This window comes from Paenibacillus sp. FSL H7-0940, assembly GCF_037979415.1.
In the GTDB taxonomy this organism is placed as follows: Bacteria; Bacillota; Bacilli; order Paenibacillales; family Paenibacillaceae; genus Paenibacillus; species Paenibacillus amylolyticus.
Genome location: NZ_CP150280.1, coordinates 3,115,113 through 3,134,068 on the forward strand (window position 1 = coordinate 3,115,113; position 18,956 = coordinate 3,134,068).

14 protein-coding genes are annotated in these 18,956 nt (G+C 45.8%); all 14 read right to left on the reverse strand.

The window, feature by feature from the left end:
- Positions 1 to 119 precede the first annotated feature (119 nt).
- The gene (pnp, locus tag MHB71_RS13580) at positions 120 to 2,222 is read right to left on the reverse strand and encodes a polyribonucleotide nucleotidyltransferase (protein WP_036609294.1); all 2,103 of its coding nucleotides are present in this window, start codon (positions 2,220 to 2,222) and stop codon (positions 120 to 122) included.
- A gap of 259 nt (positions 2,223 to 2,481) precedes the next feature.
- Entirely contained in the window at positions 2,482 to 2,751 is a 270-nt protein-coding gene (gene rpsO, locus MHB71_RS13585) for a 30S ribosomal protein S15 (RefSeq protein ID WP_017689136.1), read from the reverse strand.
- 159 nt (positions 2,752 to 2,910) lie between these two features.
- The gene (locus MHB71_RS13590; RefSeq protein ID WP_100529444.1) at positions 2,911 to 3,837 is read right to left on the reverse strand and encodes a bifunctional riboflavin kinase/FAD synthetase; all 927 of its coding nucleotides are present in this window, start codon (positions 3,835 to 3,837) and stop codon (positions 2,911 to 2,913) included.
- Positions 3,838 to 3,919: 82 nt separating this feature from the next.
- Complete coding sequence (truB, locus tag MHB71_RS13595; protein WP_076249803.1) at positions 3,920 to 4,843, reverse strand: tRNA pseudouridine(55) synthase TruB; 924 nt, start codon at positions 4,841 to 4,843, stop codon at positions 3,920 to 3,922.
- Complete coding sequence (locus MHB71_RS13600) at positions 4,837 to 5,814, reverse strand: bifunctional oligoribonuclease/PAP phosphatase NrnA (protein ID WP_036609303.1); 978 nt, start codon at positions 5,812 to 5,814, stop codon at positions 4,837 to 4,839. The genes truB and MHB71_RS13600 overlap by 7 nt, the downstream gene beginning before the upstream one ends.
- Before the next feature lie 19 nt (positions 5,815 to 5,833).
- Positions 5,834 to 6,193 carry a 30S ribosome-binding factor RbfA gene (gene rbfA, locus MHB71_RS13605; RefSeq protein ID WP_017689140.1) on the reverse strand — a complete coding sequence of 120 codons (360 nt, stop codon included), beginning with the start codon at positions 6,191 to 6,193 and terminating at the stop codon, positions 5,834 to 5,836.
- A gap of 25 nt (positions 6,194 to 6,218) precedes the next feature.
- Positions 6,219 to 8,807 carry a translation initiation factor IF-2 gene (gene infB, locus MHB71_RS13610; protein WP_036609305.1) on the reverse strand — a complete coding sequence of 863 codons (2,589 nt, stop codon included), beginning with the start codon at positions 8,805 to 8,807 and terminating at the stop codon, positions 6,219 to 6,221.
- Positions 8,800 to 9,129 (reverse strand): ribosomal L7Ae/L30e/S12e/Gadd45 family protein, encoded by a 330-nt coding sequence (locus MHB71_RS13615; protein WP_017689142.1) that lies wholly within the window; start codon positions 9,127 to 9,129, stop codon positions 8,800 to 8,802. Before MHB71_RS13615 ends, infB begins: the two co-directional genes overlap by 8 nt.
- Entirely contained in the window at positions 9,122 to 9,427 is a 306-nt protein-coding gene (locus MHB71_RS13620; RefSeq protein WP_036609307.1) for a YlxR family protein, read from the reverse strand. Before MHB71_RS13620 ends, MHB71_RS13615 begins: the two co-directional genes overlap by 8 nt.
- A gap of 25 nt (positions 9,428 to 9,452) precedes the next feature.
- Entirely contained in the window at positions 9,453 to 10,550 is a 1,098-nt protein-coding gene (gene nusA / locus MHB71_RS13625) for a transcription termination factor NusA (protein ID WP_036609309.1), read from the reverse strand.
- A gap of 123 nt (positions 10,551 to 10,673) precedes the next feature.
- A complete protein-coding gene (gene rimP, locus MHB71_RS13630; RefSeq protein ID WP_036609311.1) occupies positions 10,674 to 11,135 on the reverse strand; it encodes a ribosome maturation factor RimP in 462 nt (153 codons plus the stop codon).
- A 256-nt stretch (positions 11,136 to 11,391) separates the two neighbouring features.
- The gene (locus MHB71_RS13635) at positions 11,392 to 15,711 is read right to left on the reverse strand and encodes a PolC-type DNA polymerase III (protein ID WP_340029907.1); all 4,320 of its coding nucleotides are present in this window, start codon (positions 15,709 to 15,711) and stop codon (positions 11,392 to 11,394) included.
- Positions 15,712 to 16,093: 382 nt separating this feature from the next.
- The gene (proS, locus tag MHB71_RS13640; RefSeq protein WP_100529405.1) at positions 16,094 to 17,548 is read right to left on the reverse strand and encodes a proline--tRNA ligase; all 1,455 of its coding nucleotides are present in this window, start codon (positions 17,546 to 17,548) and stop codon (positions 16,094 to 16,096) included.
- Positions 17,549 to 17,610: 62 nt separating this feature from the next.
- Positions 17,611 to 18,882: an RIP metalloprotease RseP gene (rseP, locus tag MHB71_RS13645; RefSeq protein WP_036609317.1), complete on the reverse strand. Its 1,272-nt coding sequence runs from the start codon at positions 18,880 to 18,882 to the stop codon at positions 17,611 to 17,613.
- Between the last annotated feature and the right edge of the window lie 74 nt (positions 18,883 to 18,956).

Consider the following 18,956-nt stretch of genomic DNA (forward strand, 5'->3'; position numbering starts at 1 on the left):
GAATGCTAAGCCATGGTTTCATCCTTGCTTTACGTATTTAAACGTTAAAAAAAGAGCCAGAAATTCACATTCTGTCTCTTCATTCAATCTATCCATTTATAACCTGTCGCTTCGGTATCCTAGGATTGAGCCGGAGCTTCAGCAGTCAAAACTGCTTTACGGGACAAGTTGATTCGACCTTGTGGGTCAATTTCCGTTACTTTTACCGTAATGGAATCACCGATAGCTACAACATCTTCCACTTTGGCAACACGTTCAGTTGACAGTTGCGAGATGTGTACCAGACCTTCTTTGTTAGGAAGTACTTCAACAAATGCACCGAATTTTTCTACGCGTTTTACTTTACCGACATAAATCTCGCCGACCAATACTTCGCGCACAATACCTTCGATGATCGCTTTGGCTTTATCATTCATCTCCTGGTTGGAAGAAGCGATAAAGACACGTCCATCCTGTTCAATATCAATTTTAACACCGGTTTCTTCGATGATTTTATTGATAATTTTACCACCTGCACCGATCACATCACGGATTTTGTCCGGATTGATATGCATCGTTGTAATTTTTGGCGCATATTGTGATAACTGCTCACGTGGAGTTTTCAAAATTTCGTTCATTTTGCCCAAAATGTGCATACGGCCTTCTTTGGCTTGCGCCAATGCATCAGACAAAATTTGACGATTAATACCAGCAATTTTGATGTCCATTTGGATTGCAGTTACACCTTCAGGTGTTCCAGCTACTTTAAAGTCCATGTCACCGAGGTGATCTTCCATACCTTGAATATCACTCAGAATGGATACATGATCTCCGTCTTTGATCAGACCCATAGCTACACCCGCAACTGGAGCTTTGATTGGTACACCTGCATCCATCATAGCTAAAGTGCTGGCACAGATACTTGCCTGAGATGATGAGCCGTTGGATTCAAGAACTTCAGATACCAAACGAATCGTGTATGGGAAATCCGTTTCGGAAGGAATCACTTTGGAAAGCGCGCGCTCACCCAGAGCACCATGTCCGATTTCGCGACGGCCTGGAGCACGCAATGGACGCGCTTCGCCTACGCTGAATGGTGGGAAGTTATAGTGATGCATGAATCGTTTCGTTTCTTCAAGACTGATTCCGTCCAAAATCTGAACATCACCCAGTGCACCAAGTGTACAAACGCTAAGTGCTTGCGTTTGCCCACGCGTAAACAGTCCTGTACCATGTGCACGTGGCAGCAGAGATGTATCACATTCAATTGGGCGAATTTCAGCAAGTCCACGTCCATCTGGACGAACCTTATCATGCGTGATCAGACGACGCACTTCTTCTTTGACGATATCGTGCAGAACTTCCTTCACGTCTTTGAACAATTCCGGACTTTCAATATATTTCTCTTCAAAGTGAGCAACGGTTTCGTCATTCACTACATCGATTGCATCTTGACGAGCATGCTTCTCGGCGATTTTAACCGCTTCGACCAGACGAGCGCTGGCGAATTCACGCACACTGTTGTTAACTTCAGCATTAACGGTACGCAACTTAACAGCCATTTTTTCTTTTCCAGCAACTTGCACAAGTTGTTCGATTACAGCAATAATGTTTTGGATCTCATCATGTCCAAACATGATTGCTTCGAGCATCACTTCTTCCGCCACTTCGTTTGCTTCGGCCTCAACCATCATGATGGCATCCTTGGTTCCTGCAACAACCAGTTCAATATCACTAACTTCAAGCTGTGCAATCGTTGGGTTAATGATGAACTCGCCATCAATACGTCCAACTTTCACGCCACCAATCGGTCCGCTGAATGGAACATCCGAAATGCTCAATGCTGCTGATGTACCAATCATTGCAGCGATTTGCGGTTCGCAGTCCTGATCCACACTCATAACGATATTCAGAACTTGTACATCATTCCGGAAGCCTTCCGGGAACAAAGGACGAATTGGACGGTCTGTCAGACGGCTTGAAAGAATCGCTTTCTCACTCGGTCTGCCTTCACGTTTAATAAATCCTCCCGGGATTTTACCTACGGCGTACAATCTTTCTTCATAGTTCACCGTTAATGGGAAAAAGTCCAGATCTTTCGGCTCACTTGATGCTGTCACGGTACACAATACCACGGTATCCCCGTATGTTACCTTAACGGCAGCATTAGCCTGCTTGGCCAAACGCCCGGTCTCAAGCGTAAGTTTTCTTCCACCAAGCTGCATTTCAACACGCTGTTCCATGAAACCCCTCCTTTTATTCGTTCCTAATTCAATGGATTCTGCATATTCACAGTATTTCCTGCTTGTCCTGCATTCATTAGCTATGTATGGAACTTTCAACATGCTAACCTGCACAACAAAAGCTCCTCACGGAGCCCCATCTACAAATATATGGCAACATGTTCATCTACAAAACAACCCGGCTGTAAGTTCCGCTTGTCCTTTTAGACAAAAGAATGACGGATAACAGCCAGGTTGATTTTGAAAACATGTACGATAATTAACGACGCAATCCGAGTTTTTCGATCAGTGCGCTGTAACGTTTAACATCTTTGTTTTTCACATAAGCCAAAAGCTTACGACGTTGACCTACCATTTTCAAAAGTCCACGACGTGAGTGGTGGTCTTTCTTATGCGTACGCAAGTGGTCTGTCAAACTTGTGATGTTTTCCGTAAGGATAGCAACTTGCACCTCTGGAGATCCTGTATCGGACTCGTGAGTTTTGTGCTCGTCGATCAGTTGTTGTTTACGTTCTTGAGTCAATGCCATCCTGTTCACCTCCTTCAATATAATCGCCATTAGCCTCGTCACCGCCGGTGAGAGCAAGCAACCAAGCCAAGGTTAATGTTGTCTCAATCGACAACGTAGTACAGTATATCATAATTGCCTAGTTAAAGTAAATGTAAACATGCATTTAATCCTGAACCTTTAAGATAACAGGCGGCCGGCAGTTAATGCATCTTCACGAATCTGGCTAATTAATGCATCAATGGAGTCAAACTTTCGTTCTGCACGAATATAGTGAACGAGCTCAACCTTTAGTTCCTGGTCATATAAGTGTCCATCAAAATCAAGCAGGTGCACTTCAAACGTAGGTTTCATCCCGCTTTCGTGAAACGTAGGTTTCACACCGAGATTCATTACCCCACGCAGTTCCTGTTCGCCATACTGCACACGAACAGCGTAAACACCCTTCGACGGGGTAACGTAATGATCCGTGAGTTCAAGGTTGGCTGTAGGAAATCCAATCGTTCGTCCACGCTTCTCCCCGTGAATGACGGTTCCTCTGATGCTGTAAGGTCGGCCAAGCCAATGACTGGCCTCATCCATCTCCCCACGCTTCAACAGGCCACGAATGAGAGAACTGCTTACTTTTTCACCATTTAACAAGAAAGGAGGAACGGTTTCCACCGTCATCTCTCCTTCTCCCAAAGTACGAAGAAGTTGTTCATCCCCTGCACCCTTGTGACCAAAACGGAAGTCAAAACCCACCACCGCTGTTCGTGTCTGAAGAGGAATCAACAAGTCGTGTACGAATTGTTGCGGCGTCAACCGTGAGAAATCCTCATTGAACTCCACCACATAGAGTACATCAACGCCCATTCCTGCCAAGATCTCTTCTTTATCTCTCAAGGGAGTTAAATAACCCTCGTAATCCCCTTTGCGCATAACTTCCTTCGGATGTGGATGAAAGGTCATGACCGCTGCCTGCATGCCCGTTTCCCGCGCAATGCGGACAGCTGATAAAATGACACTTGCATGTCCGAGATGCAGTCCGTCGAATTGACCAATCGCAAGCACTTGGGGCAGTGTGCTCAGCTCAGTCGAATGTAACGTCTGCGGATAGGTTAGCATTACGGTTTTCACAATCATTCACCTGCATTTCACTAGATAGGCCAAGCTAGAGCATCACCACAACTCCAAGCCCGAAACCTCTTTATTCCGGCAAAAAGACTTTAACTGCCCTCACCGTTGGTTTTAGTTCATCCCGCTCAAATATCCCCAGAAACGTACCATCCTGAGCATACAACCGCAGCAAACCAGGTTGCTCCACAGGCGGTTCCAGAAGACGCGCAGACAGTTTCTGACCTTGCAGTGCTCCTTTGGTCAGTTCTTCTCCAACCTTGTGGGCCGGAATTGAAGCAATAGCCTCGTCAACAGGAATCAGCGCCTCCGCCAAAGTCCCGTCAGCCATAAGTTGTTCCACTTCTTCAATACGAAGACAACGATCTGCAGAGATACCTGCCGATATCGTACGTTCCAGTTGAACCATGGTCGATGGATATCCGAGTTGCCGGCCAATGTCTACACACAATGTCCGAATATAAGTACCTTTTGAACATAAGGCCCGGAAGGATATATCGGTGGTCTCACCCTGAGTCTCAATCCCAGTAAGTTCGAGCTCATAGATTGTGACCTCACGGCTCTTACGCTCTACCGTCTTACCTTCACGAGCAAGCTCATAAAGACGTTTGCCGTCTACCTTTACCGCAGAATACATAGGTGGTACCTGTGAAATCGTTCCCAGAAACTGCTCAAGCACCTGTTGAACCTGTTCCTGTGTTACTTCCACAGTCGTTTCAGCCCGCTCAATGACTTCCCCTGTCATATCCTCTGTGTCAGTAGACAGTCCCAGTCTGAGCGTAGCCAGATATTCCTTCGGAAGCTCCTGCATGTACTCTACCACACGTGTCGCCCGTCCAAGACAGAGCGGCAGAACGCCTGTAACTTGTGGGTCAAGTGTGCCCGTATGCCCAATGCGCTTCATTTTGAGAATGCGACGCATTTTGGCTACAACATCATGAGAAGTAAATCCCGCCGGTTTATATACCGGAAGTACACCTTCAAATGGCTTTACCATTGTGAATTCACCTGCTTCAGTACTTTTGCGATAATATCATCAAGTCTGCCTTCCAGACGACATCCGGCTGCGAGCACATGCCCGCCTCCGCCAAAGGTCTGTGCTAGTGCAGCAACATCAATTTTACCAGCTGAACGCAAAGAAACCTTGACTGCATTCTCGTTGATGACTTTGAAAAAGATACCAACTTCCACGCCCTGAATGTTGCGCGGATAGTTCACTACCCCTTCAAGATCTTCATTAGCTGCTCCACAAGCCACCATATCATCTGGTGTAATAACAACCCAGGCTATCTTTCCATCATCTGTCATCTGCAGGCTTGATAGTGCCTGATTCAAAATCCGAACTTGCGGAAGAGTCACCTGCTCCAACAAGGTCTGGGCGAGATAGGGTCCATTCACGCCATGTTCAAGCAGTCTGGAGGCCGTTTTCATTACATTTGGGCTGGTGTTGGCATAGCGGAATCCACCTGTATCGGTAAGCAATCCTGTATAAACTGCCGTCGCAACATCTTGATCCCATGTTACTTGGAACAGGTTAAGAAAATCGAACAAGATTTCAGCCGTAGCAGCAGCATCTGACTTAATGATGTTGACTGTACCATAACCGTCATTTGTAGGGTGATGATCAATATTCAAGATAACAGCATCATCTTCGAAATAATGACGTGTCAAACCTACTCTGGCAAAGTCTGCACAATCCACACAGATAACAGCTTTATATTTTCGCTGCGGTGGTTGTTCGGTCATGTTCACAATGTTGCCTGCTTCCCACAAAAATTGCATGCGCCCGGGGATTTCACCTTCATTAATCATCGTGAATGTCTTACCCAGACATGACAGCAGCCAGCCCACCGTTACCGTCGAGCTGACTGCGTCACCGTCCGGCTGTACATGCGACACGACCAGGTAATCATCATGCTCCAGCAGAAATTGCTTTCCGGCCTGGAGCGCCTGTTCATAAGTGTGCATTGCCGTCTCCTCTATTCTGTTACTGGGATTCGTTCTTGTCGGAACCAATATCGCCAAGCAGCTTCTCAATTCGGCTGCCATAAGCGATGGATTCGTCAATCTTAAATATCAACTCGGGAACATGCCGGAACCGGATACGTTTGCCCAGCTCCGAACGCAAAAATCCATTTGCTTTTGCCAGAGCTTTCAGCGTGTTATCTTTTTGTTCCTGTTCACCGAAGACACTCAGATAAACTTTGGCTTGCGACAAGTCTCCTGTCACTTCGACTCCCGTTACCGTAATAAAGCCGATACGTGGATCTTTCAGTTCAGACTGGATGAGCAGACTTATTTCTTTCTTGATCTGCTCGCCCACTCTACCTGTACGAATCTTAGCCATTGTTGTTCACCTCATGCTTCCTTGCTTATCGTTGTACTGTCTCCATAATGAAAGCTTCGATAACGTCGCCTTCTTTGAGATCATTATATTTATCAAGTGTGATACCGCACTCGTAACCTTGTGCTACTTCTTTGGCATCATCTTTATAACGTTTCAGGGAATCCAGCTTACCTTCGTAAAGGACAATGCCATCACGAATCAGGCGTGCTTCCGCAGAACGCGTAATTTTACCCGAGGTAACCATACAACCAGCGATGGTACCCACTTTACTGATGGAGAACGTGCTCCGAACTTCAGCATGACCGATAACTTTTTCTTTGTAGATCGGATCGAGCATACCTTTCATCGCTTGTTCAATTTCTTCGATAACACTGTAGATCACGCGATGCAGACGAATGTCTACTTGCTCTTGATCTGCAGTTGATTTCGCCTGGTTATCAGGACGAACGTTGAAACCGATCACGATAGCATTGGATGCTGCAGCTAAAATGATGTCGGATTCTGTGATTGCACCAGCGCCGCTATGAATAATTTTCACGCGTACACCTTCAACTTCGATCTTCGCAAGGGAACCTTTCAATGCTTCAACCGAACCTTGTACATCACCTTTGATGATTACGTTCAGATCTTTGATCTCGCCATCTTTGATGTGCTGGAACAGATCATCCAACGTCACACGAGTATGCGTACCCAGATCGGATTCACGTTGCGTGATCGAACGTTTGTCAGCGATGGAACGCGCTTTGCGCTCATCTTCAAACACCATGAATGGATCTCCCGCACCTGGAACTTCAGTCAGACCTGTGATTTCTACAGGTGTTGAAGGTCCAGCTTCTTTCAATTTGCGACCTTTGTCATTGACCATCGCACGAACACGACCGAAGCAGTTACCTGCAACGAAAGCATCGCCGACTTTCAATGTACCGTGCTGTACGAGGATACGTGCAACTGGGCCACGTCCTTTATCCAGCTCGGCTTCAATCACTGTACCACGGGCACGTTTGTCCGGGTTCGCTTTGTATTCGTTCACTTCTGCAACGAGCAGAATCATTTCAAGCAGACCTTCCAGACCCATTCTTTGTTTCGCTGACACGTTAACAAAGATGGTATCTCCGCCCCACTCTTCCGGAACGAGTTCATAGCTGGTTAATTCTTGTTTCACTTTATCTGGATCAGCGCCCGGCTTGTCAATTTTGTTGACAGCAACGATGATTGGTAGCCCAGCAGCTTTGGCATGGTTAATCGCCTCAATGGTCTGTGGCATAACACCGTCATCCGCAGCTACGACAATAATCGTCATATCCGTAACTTGTGCGCCACGTGCACGCATCGCTGTAAACGCTTCGTGACCCGGAGTATCCAGGAACGTGATTTTTTTGTTGTTAATTTCAACTTGATAAGCACCGATATGTTGCGTGATTCCGCCTGCTTCGCCATCGGATACATTCGTAGAACGAATCGCATCCAGCAAAGTAGTTTTACCATGGTCAACGTGACCCATGATCGTAACTACTGGTGGACGAGCCTGCAAGTCAGCAGCATCATCATTCTCTTCCAGTGTTTCGAAACGGTCATCTTCAAGCACAATCTTCACTTCAACCTCAACACCGAATTCACCTGAAAGCAGAAGGATCGTTTCGATATCAAGCTCTTGGTTGATTGTTGCCATAACACCCATAGCGATGAGCTTTTTGATAACTTCGGAAGCATCCTTATGGAGCAACTTCGCTGTTTCACCAACGGTCATATCACCACGAACGATGATTTTCTTAGGTGTGTTATCAATTTTCTCACGTTGTTGGTACTGTTGTTGATTTCTGTTGCGGTTGTTCTTGCCACCACGGTTACCACGGAAGTTACCGCCACGGTTGTCATCATAACGACGTCCACCGCCACCGCTGTTCGAACGGTTACCACTATTGTTGTTGCTGCCAGTAGTACCACCTGGGCCGCTTCTACGTTGGCCTTGTCCTTGGCTCTGACCTTGGCCACCGCTACGGTTGCCAGCAGTACCTGTATTACCACCGCTGTTAGGGCCTGAAGTTCTTACTTGACCGCCACCGCTGTTATTCGGACGTTGACCACCCGTTCCTTGCGGACGGGATGCAGTACTGCTTTGTCCACCTTGAGCTGGTCTTGGACGGTTAGTTGATTGTCCTCCTTGGCTTGAGCCTTGGGAAGAGTTCGTTCTGTTGCGACTGTCTTGGCCGCTGGGTCTTTGAGTGCCATTGTTATTGTTGGAATTTGGTCTATTGTTCATACCTACCTGCTTTTCCTGTTGTATTTTTGTTTGTACGGGACTACCGGATGGGTTGCTGCTAATCGGCGTGTTCACTCCGCCGGCCGGCTTGTTGCTGTCCACTGGTTTGTCACTACGTACTGCCGAAGTTGCAACTGGTTTTGCATCGTTGCCTTGTTTCGAAGCAGCAGTGGATTTTATATCTTTAAAAAATTGTTCCACCTTACCGACTGAACCATTCTCCATGACACTCATATGATTGTTTACGGGAATTTCCAGCTTTTTAAGAATGGTTATAATTTCTTTACTACTCATATTAAGGGACTTCGCATATTCATAAACCCGCAATTTATCCTTGTTTTCCTGTTTACTCAATATACTCCACCTCCGACATTATACCGACTTGCTTGGAGATCATTTTTGCAAACCCTCGATCCGTTACTGCAAGAACAACACGCGTGTCTTTACCGATACTTGAACCCAGACTATCCCGGTCAAATCCGATCAACAGAGGAACCTTATAAGTTCCGCATTTATCGCGAAATTTCTTTTGTGTATTGGCTGAGGCGTCACCCGCAACAATAACCATTTTAGCTTCGGAAGAACGGATCGCTTTAAGTACAATTTCTTCACCTGTTACAAGTTTACCTGCACGCATAGAGAGTCCCAAATAAGACAGCGTTTTAATATTAGTCATGTTCACGCTCCTGTGCTGCTATGAATTCATCCTCAACCGCGATGAAGTCAGCTGCTAATTGCTCGTAAATTTCAGGTGAGACTTTGCCTTTTAACGCCCGATCCAAAGCCCGGTTTTTGAGTGCGAGCTTAAAACAGGACTCTTTGCCGCATAAATAGGCACCACGTCCGGATTTTTTGCCAGTCAAATCGATCAGCACTTCATCCTCTGGCGTTTTAACAATGCGAATCAGCTGCTTTTTGGGCATCATTTCTTGGCATGCCACACATTTGCGCAGCGGCACTTTTTTTGGTTTCATACGTCAGCGCCCCCCGTACTTTACTTTAGTCGACGGAGACGGAATCCTGATGCATTTCAGAAGAAGAATCTTTTTCTCTGCCGAATTCCTGTTCCGCCTGGCTCTCGCTCTTAATGTCGATTTTCCAGCCGGTTAATTTGGCTGCCAATCTGGCATTTTGGCCTTTGATACCAATTGCGAGGGACAGTTGATAGTCCGGAACGATAACCCGAGCCATCTTTTCTTCCTCAAATACATGAACTTCCAATACTTTGGAAGGACTCAGTGCATTAGCAACATATTCGTCTACCTGATCGGAGAAACGAACGATGTCGATTTTTTCACCGCGCAGCTCACCCACAATGGTCTGCACGCGCATTCCCCTAGGACCTACACAAGATCCAACTGGATCAACTTCCTCGTTGCGGGAATGAACGGCAATCTTGGAGCGGAACCCTGCTTCGCGAGCGACGGAGCGAATTTCAACTACACCGTCAAAGATCTCAGGCACTTCCAGTTCAAAGAGACGTTTCAAGAGGCCCGGATGGGTACGGGACAAAATGATTTGCGGCCCTTTCGTCGTATTCTCGACCTTGGTGATATACGCCTTAATACGGTCACCATGAACAAACTTCTCGTTCGGCATCAATTCGGTCAGCGGTAAAGCCGCTTCGATTTTGCCCAGATCGATGTAGATATTGCGCAAATCCTGACGCTGCACCACTCCCGTAACGATATCTTCTTCCTTATCTACGAAAGCGTTGTAGATCAGGCCGCGTTCGGCTTCACGAATCCGCTGGGTCACTACCTGTTTGGCAGTTTGTGCCGCGATACGTCCGAAATCACGCGGCGTAACTTCAATCTCCGCAATATCTTCCAGCTGGAAGTGTGGGTTGATTTCTCGTGCAGCAGGCAATGAAATTTCGGTACGTGAATCCAGGACTTCTTCCACGATCAATTTACGGGCATACACCCGAATAACTCCCGTATTACGGTTCATGTCAACACGCACATTCTGGGCCGTGTTGAAATTCCGCTTGTAGCTGGAAATTAGTGCAGCCTCGATCGCTTCAAACAGCACATCCTTGCTGATCCCTTTTTCCCGTTCCAATTCATTCATTGCTTCAATAAAATCCGTACTCATGAATGTTGATCCCCCTTTCAAACATGGCATCTCATACGTAAAACGGCGAAAGGCTCTGAACTCATGAGCACCTTGCCGTTATCGTGAGATGTGTCTTTTTCATTAATAAAGTGAACAAGGCACTTAAAACAAAATAGCTAGGCGCGCACTGGCAACCTTATCATAAGAAATGGCATGCTGTTTTTTGCCTGCTTCGATCACGAGTTCATCGTCATCAAAGGAAAGCAGCTTGCCTTCAAATTCCTTCAATCCGTTCACCGGCTCGTAGGTTGTAACAAAAACATTTTTGCCTACAGCTTTGGTAACGTCCTCAGGTTTTTTCAGTGGACGCTCCGCACCGGGAGAAGACACTTCAAGGAAATAGATGGTTGGAATCGGATCGTTCTCATCCAGCTTGGCGCTCAGCTTTTCGCTGATCAAGACACAATCGTCGATGTCGATGCCACCCTCTTTGTCGACATACACCCGTAAAAACCAGTTGCTGCCTTCTTTGACGTATTCGATGTCAACCAGCTCGAAGCCTTGTTCGTTCAAGTAGGGTTGGATCATTTCTTCCACGGTAGATTTAATGTTCGTTGTGCTCAAAACCAATAACCTCCAACTTAGGTTACACCAGCAAAAAAGCACTGGCAGATTATTCAATACCCAAGATTCTTGTATACCAAAGACTAAAGAGTGGGTTTCCCCACTCTTTAGAAATTCGTACTATCTCGTTCACTTCAAAAATTATAACATAGTCTGGTAATAGTGACAAGTAAGCGATGCTTCAGGCAGTTTACTTACTAATGAAGGAAAAATTACGTTCCCCCAACAATCGCTATGGTTAGATCCAAATTCAATCCTAGAAAAGGGAAAGCTGATTGCTCTCTGGCAAGCCACGGAAACATCCCATATTCGACAGGAGTTCAACAATAGTCTTACTTGCTTTCGACTTCTGCTGGAAGTCTTCCACTGACAGGAATTCACCATGATCTCTTGCCGCAGCGATATTGCGAGCTGCATTATCCCCGATTCCTGCCAAAGCTGAAAATGGAGGGATTAGTGTTTTTCCGTCAACGATGAACTTTGTCGCTTCTGAACGGTATAAGTCAATGGATTTCAGCGAGAATCCGCGTGCTGCCATTTCCAGACCCATTTCCAGGACAGGTAACATGTTTTTCTCTTTTGGAGGTGCCTGGAAACCTAATTGCTCAATTTCCGTAATTTTGCGATAGATCGCGTCATATCCCTGACACATCAGTTCGATATCAATCTCATCAGCTCGAACAGTAAAGTAAGTTGCGTAATATTCAATCGGATGATACAGCTTGAAAAACGCCGTACGTACTGCCGAAATAACATAAGCGGCCGCGTGAGCCTTCGGGAACATGTACTGGATTTTGAGACACGAATCAATGTACCATTGAGGCACTTTACAATTCTTCATCTCGTCAATCCATTCCTGTGGTAGGCCCCGTCCCTTACGAACACTCTCGGTAATCTTAAATGCCAGACTTGCGTCCATTCCCGTTTTATAGATCAGAAATAACATGATATCATCCCGACAACCAATTACCGTCTTAATGTTACACGTTCCGTTCTTAATCAGATCCTGAGCGTTTCCAAGCCATACCCCTGTACCATGGGACAATCCGGAAATCTGCAGCAAATCGGCAAAAGACGTCGGCTGGGATTCAACAAGCATCTGACGTACAAACTTCGTTCCCATCTCCGGCACGCCAAACGTCGCGACTGGCGACCTAATCTGTTCCGGTGTAACACCCAAAGCTTCGGTTGAGTTAAACATGCTCATGACTTTCGGATCATTCATCGGAATGGTCGTTGGATCAACCCCTGTCAAATCCTGCAACATCCGCATCATAGTTGGATCATCGTGCCCCAGAATATCAAGTTTCAGCAAGTTTTCTTCAAAAGCATGATAATCAAAGTGTGTCGTTTTCCACTCCGCATTAACGTCGTCAGCCGGAAACTGAACAGGTGTAACGTCTTCGACCTCAATATAATCAGGTACTACGACAATACCACCGGGATGCTGACCAGTACTCCGTTTCACCCCAGTACAGCCAGAGGCCAAACGATTCAATTCAGCTCCACGCCATTTCTTCTGATGATGTTCCTCGTACTTCTTGGCAAAACCAAATGCTGTTTTCTCAGCCACCGTACCGATGGTCCCCGCACGGAAAACACTCTTCTCACTAAATAGCACTTTCGTATAGTTATGAGCATGAGGCTGATAATCACCAGAGAAGTTCAAGTCAATATCGGGAACTTTATCTCCTTTAAATCCAAGGAAGGTCTCAAACGGAATATCCTGGCCTTCTCCTTTAAGTGTGCCACCACAATCCGGACACTCTTTCTCTGGAAGGTCAAATCCACTTCGAACACTGCCGTCCAGGAACCACTCGCTGTGTTTGCATTGTGAATTCACACAAATATAATGAGCAGGTAGTGGATTAACCTCGGATATACCCAGGAATGTAGCAACAACAGAGGAGCCAACCGATCCCCGCGAACCTACGAGGTAACCATCCTGATTCGATTTTTTAACCAAGCGTTCCGAGATCAGATAGTTGGCAGAAAAACCGTATTTAATAATTGGAATGAGCTCTTTCTCTAGTCGTGCAACGATTACTTCTGGTAATTCCTCGCCATAGATAGACTTGGCAGTGTCATAGCAGGTATTACGGATTTCTTCGTCCGCACCTTCCAGAATTGGAGTAAACAGTTTGTCCGGGAATAACTTAATCTCCTCAAAACGATCAGATAACTCTACCGTATTTGTAACAACGACTTCGTAAGCTTTATCTTGGCCCAGGAACTGGAACTCTTCCAGCATTTCCTCCGTCGTTCTAAAATGTGCATCCGGTTTACGTTGATCTTTGAGTGGACTAAAACCTGTAATTCCGTGAATGGTGATATCCCGATATAACTTGTCACGAGGTTCCAAGTAATGAACATTACCTGTGGCTATGACCGGTTTATTAAATTTTGCGCCTATATCAATGACTTTACGGATCGCTGTTTTGATTTCTTCGGGTGTAGCCACCAACCCTTTATCCACCAAATGCATATACATGGTAAGTGGTTGGATCTCCAGTATGTCATAGAACTCAGCGATCTCTTCCGCTTCTTCGAGCGATTTGTTAAGCACCGCTTCGAAAAACTCCCCTTTTTCACAGCCCGATATAATAACAAGCCCTTCACGCAAATTAATCAGTTTTGATTTGGGAATGCACGGTACCCGCTTGAAATGTTCCGTATGAGAGAGAGATACCAGCTTGTATAGATTTTTCTTACCGACATCATTCAATGCATAGATTCCACAATGGAAAGGTCTTGTATTCGACAAGTCGACACCTACATAATCGTTCAAGCGATCAAGCCTCGTTAAACCTTTCATCTGAGCAGCATCATTTAATAATCCGATCAGTATACCCGCGAGTGCAATCGTATCATCAATGGCACGGTGATGACTTTCAAGTCCAACCTTATATTTATCTGCCATCGTATTCAGACGGTGGTTCTTATTTTTTGGAAATAACAATCGCGCCAGTTCCAACGTGTCAAGGACAGGGTTAGGAAGCTCTGGCATTCCAATTTGCTTCAGCGAAGCCTGGATAAAGCCCATATCAAAACGTGCATTATGCGCAACAAGCACACCATCACCAGCAAACTGCACAAACTCACGAATGACAGGCTCCAGCTCAGGTGCGTCTTTTACCATGTCATCATTAATATTGGTCAACTGCTGAATGTTGTAGGGAATGCGTTCATGCGGATTCACAAACGTTGCAAACCGGTCGATTTCTTTACCATCTTGCATCTTCACTGCTGCAATCTCAATGATTTTGTTCTGTGTTACCGACAAACCTGTGGTCTCGATATCAAATACGATGTATGTTGCTGTTTGGAGATCCAATGGCTGAGGAGCCATTACAACGGCAACAGAGTCATTCACAACATTGGCCTCGAGGCCGTAGATCATTTTAATCCCGTTTTTCTTAGCAGCCTTGGAAGCCTCGGGATATACCTGCACCCCACCATGATCAGTGACTGCAATCGCCTTATGTCCCCACTCTGCTGCCATTTTCACGTATTTGTCGATTGAAGTTACAGCATCCATCGTACTCATCGTAGAGTGCAAATGGAACTCCACCCGCTTCTCTGGTGCATTATCTTTGCGAGACGGCGGTGCTTTAACTTCAATCAGGTCCGATGGAATCATGGCGAGTTCAGGAATTTGCATAAACCGGTCATATTCTACACGACCACGCACTTTCACCCATTTACCATTAGCCAACAAACTGAGAATTTTTACATCTTCTTTTGTTTTGGCAAACATCTTCATTTGCATGGAGTCCGTGAAGTCGGTCAGGTAGAAGGTAAACAACGTATTTCCGTTTCGCAGTTCTTTACGATCCAGACCAAACACCGAACCTTGAAGCGTGACCTTTTTCTCTTCATCCTGGATTTCCTGCATAGGTACTGCAGGTTCCTTGATGTCATAACCCATTTGCAAACGCAGATCACCCTGCTCCTCATCCACCGGGATTTCTGTGTCCACTTCACTCATCATCTTCTCGATGACCTCAAGTTCTTCTACACGTTTTTGGGCCTGGAACTGTTCCATGGCCTCTTTATTACTTCCCACTTCACCCACTTGCATCTTGATGCGAAGAGGTAGATGAAAGTATTTGTCATAGAATTTTGTAATAGCCTGATCAATCTGTTTCTTACGAGCCAATTCCATCGACGTTGCATCACTCATTGTCAGTTGTAGAAGATCCTCTTCACATTCAAAGGTTGTCCGGTTCATCCAACCATTTACAGATGGAATCTCACGGGTAACCCACTCCAGAAACAGATTCCAATATTCACTGACGATATCACCATTTTGTAATTGGTCCGTGTATTTGAAGCCAAATGAAATTTTGGCGATATGATTCATTTTCTCTTGGATATGCAGGCAAAATGTGCGATAGATTGGAGCGGGTACCAACGTATCCTTTGCAATCAGAATATTCCATTCCCGATTACTTCGATTGGTCTCTACTTGTTCAATCCATCCATCCAAAAAATAGGGCTCTAACAGACCAGCCGGAAGCTCTGCCTGTTTCATCAACAACTCAAACCGTTTTCTTTTCTCCTCGAATCCGCTCATCGTGTTCCTCCTTGTACCCCCTTAAAGCATGAAAAGCCCCTGCATTCAAAAATGTCACCGATCCGAACTCGCACCGACTCATTTTATCCGACAGAAGCTCTCCATTCATTACTCTTACAGTCCGTACGTGCCGTTATATACATTGAACAAAAAGATATTTACACTTACCACTCCGATAACAGAACACCCTTCAGATCGCTGTTACCCCCAGATTTTTTGATTCCCATTTACAAAGGGGAAAATCCGGGGATAAAGGCGCAGTGTATGCTTCCGATGTAGCTTTCTTTCAGAAAGCTTTTAGCTCCGCTTCTTCAGGTTATTTCTGTTCTCTACGTTCTCATGTAAGTGTTTAGTTCAATGTATATAGTCAGGTTATCCTGACTTAATACGCTCTTGCAAACACAACCGTGTGTTCTGCCTGTTCACCACAAGCCAGGCACGTATGTTTTTCTTCCGCAGGCTGGAACGGAATGTTCCGGCTTGTTGCACCTGTGACTTCTCTTACTTTATCTTCGCAAGCTTCTGAACCGCACCATCCGGCCAGTGTAAACCCGCGTTTATTTTCCATCAGTTCTTTCATCTCATCGAGTGTATCCACGGAGTAGAAGTTATCCGACATAAATGTGCGAGCACGCTCTAACATATCTACCTGGATCTGTGTCAGCATAGCCTGGATCTCTTCTACCAGGTTTGCTTGTTCTACCACTTTCTTCTCACCTGTGATCCGTGATACGAGTACACAAACGCCATTTTCCATATCACGTGGACCAATCTCTAGACGAATCGGAACACCGCGCATCTCGTATTCATTGAATTTCCAACCTGGGCGAACATCGCTGCGATCATCCATTTTCACACGGACTCCAGCTTTTTTCAACTCAGTGAACAACTCATCTGCACGCCCAACAACAGCATCACGTGTTTTCGGAGGTCCAATTGGAATCATGACCACTTGAGTCGGTGCGACTTTAGGAGGAAGTACGAGACCACGGTCATCTCCATGAACCATAATTAATGCACCGATCAAACGTGTGCTTACTCCCCATGAAGTAGTGTAAGCCAGCTCCAGCACATTATTCCGGCTAAGATACTGGATTTCAAATGCTTTTGCAAAGTTCGTCCCCATGTAGTGAGATGTACCTGCTTGTACTGCACGTCCATCCTTCATCATGGCTTCGATCGAGTAGGTATCCACCGCACCCGCAAACTTCTCGGACTTGGTTTTCTGACCCACAATTACAGGAATAGCCAAGTATTCCTCAACCACTTCACGATAAATCTGAAGCATTTTCATCGTTTCTTCACGTGCTTCTTCTTCCGTCTCATGCGCTGTATGACCTTCCTGCCACAGGAACTCACTTGTGCGAAGGAAAGGCAACGTTCTTTTTTCCCAACGAACTACGTTAGCCCACTGGTTGATCAGTACCGGAAGATCCCGATAAGACTGAATCCACTTGGAATACATGTGACCAATAATCGTTTCGGATGTAGGACGGATTGCCAGACGTTCTTCCAGCTTCTCTCCGCCAGCTTCCGTAACCCATGGTAATTCAGGGTTAAAACCTTCCACGTGCTCTTTTTCCTTTTGAAAGAAGCTCTCAGGAATGAACATCGGGAAGTACGCATTGCGATGACCCGTTTCCCGGAAACGACGATCCAACTCATCCTTAATATGTTCCCAGATTTCAAATCCGTCTGGTTTGAACACAATACAACCGCGTACGGGTGCATAGTCCATGAGATCAGCTTTTTTGATAACATCAATGTACCAGCGTGAGAAATCCTCACCCTGTGGTGTGATTTCAGTCACGAACTGTTTATCATTTTCCTTTGACATAAGACTCCAGCGTCCTCCCATAACGACTATCTCTGAATGTCCAGAGCGTAGTCCAACCGTAATTATCCGTTAATTAAACGTAATATATCATTGTAAGTTACTGCCAGCATCAACACAAACAACATCGCAAATCCGACGAAATGCACCATGCCTTCGCGATTGGGATCAACAGGTCTGCCGCGCAGCGCTTCAATTCCCAAAAATACCAGACGGCTGCCGTCCAGTGCAGGTATTGGTAGCAGGTTGAAAATCCCAAGGTACAGACTCAAAATCGCTGCCCATCTCGTTAACTGTTCAATCCCTTGTTTAGCAATTTGTCCTGTCACTTCAAATGTGCGAACTGGACCACCGATATCATCCATGTTGAACTGATTGATCAGATGTTTAAAACCTTCAAATATTATTTTGGTTGTATCAACCATGGCCACGCCTGAGACTTTAAATGTCTCTACAAATCCAACAGATCGGGTTGGTAACGTAGGTACAATTCCCACTTTACCGCCTTCTTGTCCTTCTACAGCACGTGGAGTAATCGTTATATTAAACGTATCCGAACCCCGGCGCAGCGTCCATTCCATCGGCTTGTCTTTGGAATCGGCAATCATCGACACCATTTTTTGTGAATCCGTACCAATTGCAGTACCATTGATGGTTTCGATAATATCGCCCTTTTGCAGGTTCGCCTCATCGGCTGCCCCACCTTCAAGCACTTCACCAATTACAAGATTTTTTGGATTTTCCACTGGAACTCCTGCCATCTGGGCATATACAGCAAACAGCACAAAGGCCAAGATAAAGTTCATGAGTGGGCCCGCAAAAATAGCCAATGCACGCTGTCCAACAGTTTTGCTGCCGAATTGACGATCTTTCGGTGCAATCTGCGTTTGTTTACCACGACTTACCAACATTGCTTGAGGATGAATACGATACTCCTGAATCTCTCCATCTACATCGAGTTGAAGCTTCAGCGCTCTCTCCATATCAATGGAGATGACTTCACCACGTATTACATTTTTACGGTTATCCAGCTGATCCAGATAGATCATCTTCACCTGGTCATCCGCTGATCTTACCGCAATGGTCTGTCCTTCCTGGATCTCTACCAGTTCCGGATCTTCCCCTGCCATCCGTGCATATCCACCAAAAGGCAACAAACGCAATGTAAACTGGGTCTCGTTTCTTTTATATGAGAACAATTTGGGACCAAAACCGATCGCAAACTCCCGTACAAGAATACCGGCGCGTTTGGCAAAATAATAATGCCCCCATTCATGAACCGTCACGATGACAAAGAACATGAGCACCGTTAGAAATACCACTTGTATGGTTTCCAATCCCTATCCATCCTCCTTCACGGCACACACCGCAGTCTGTCCCTCTAGATTATCATTATTCTCTGATGCCGCAC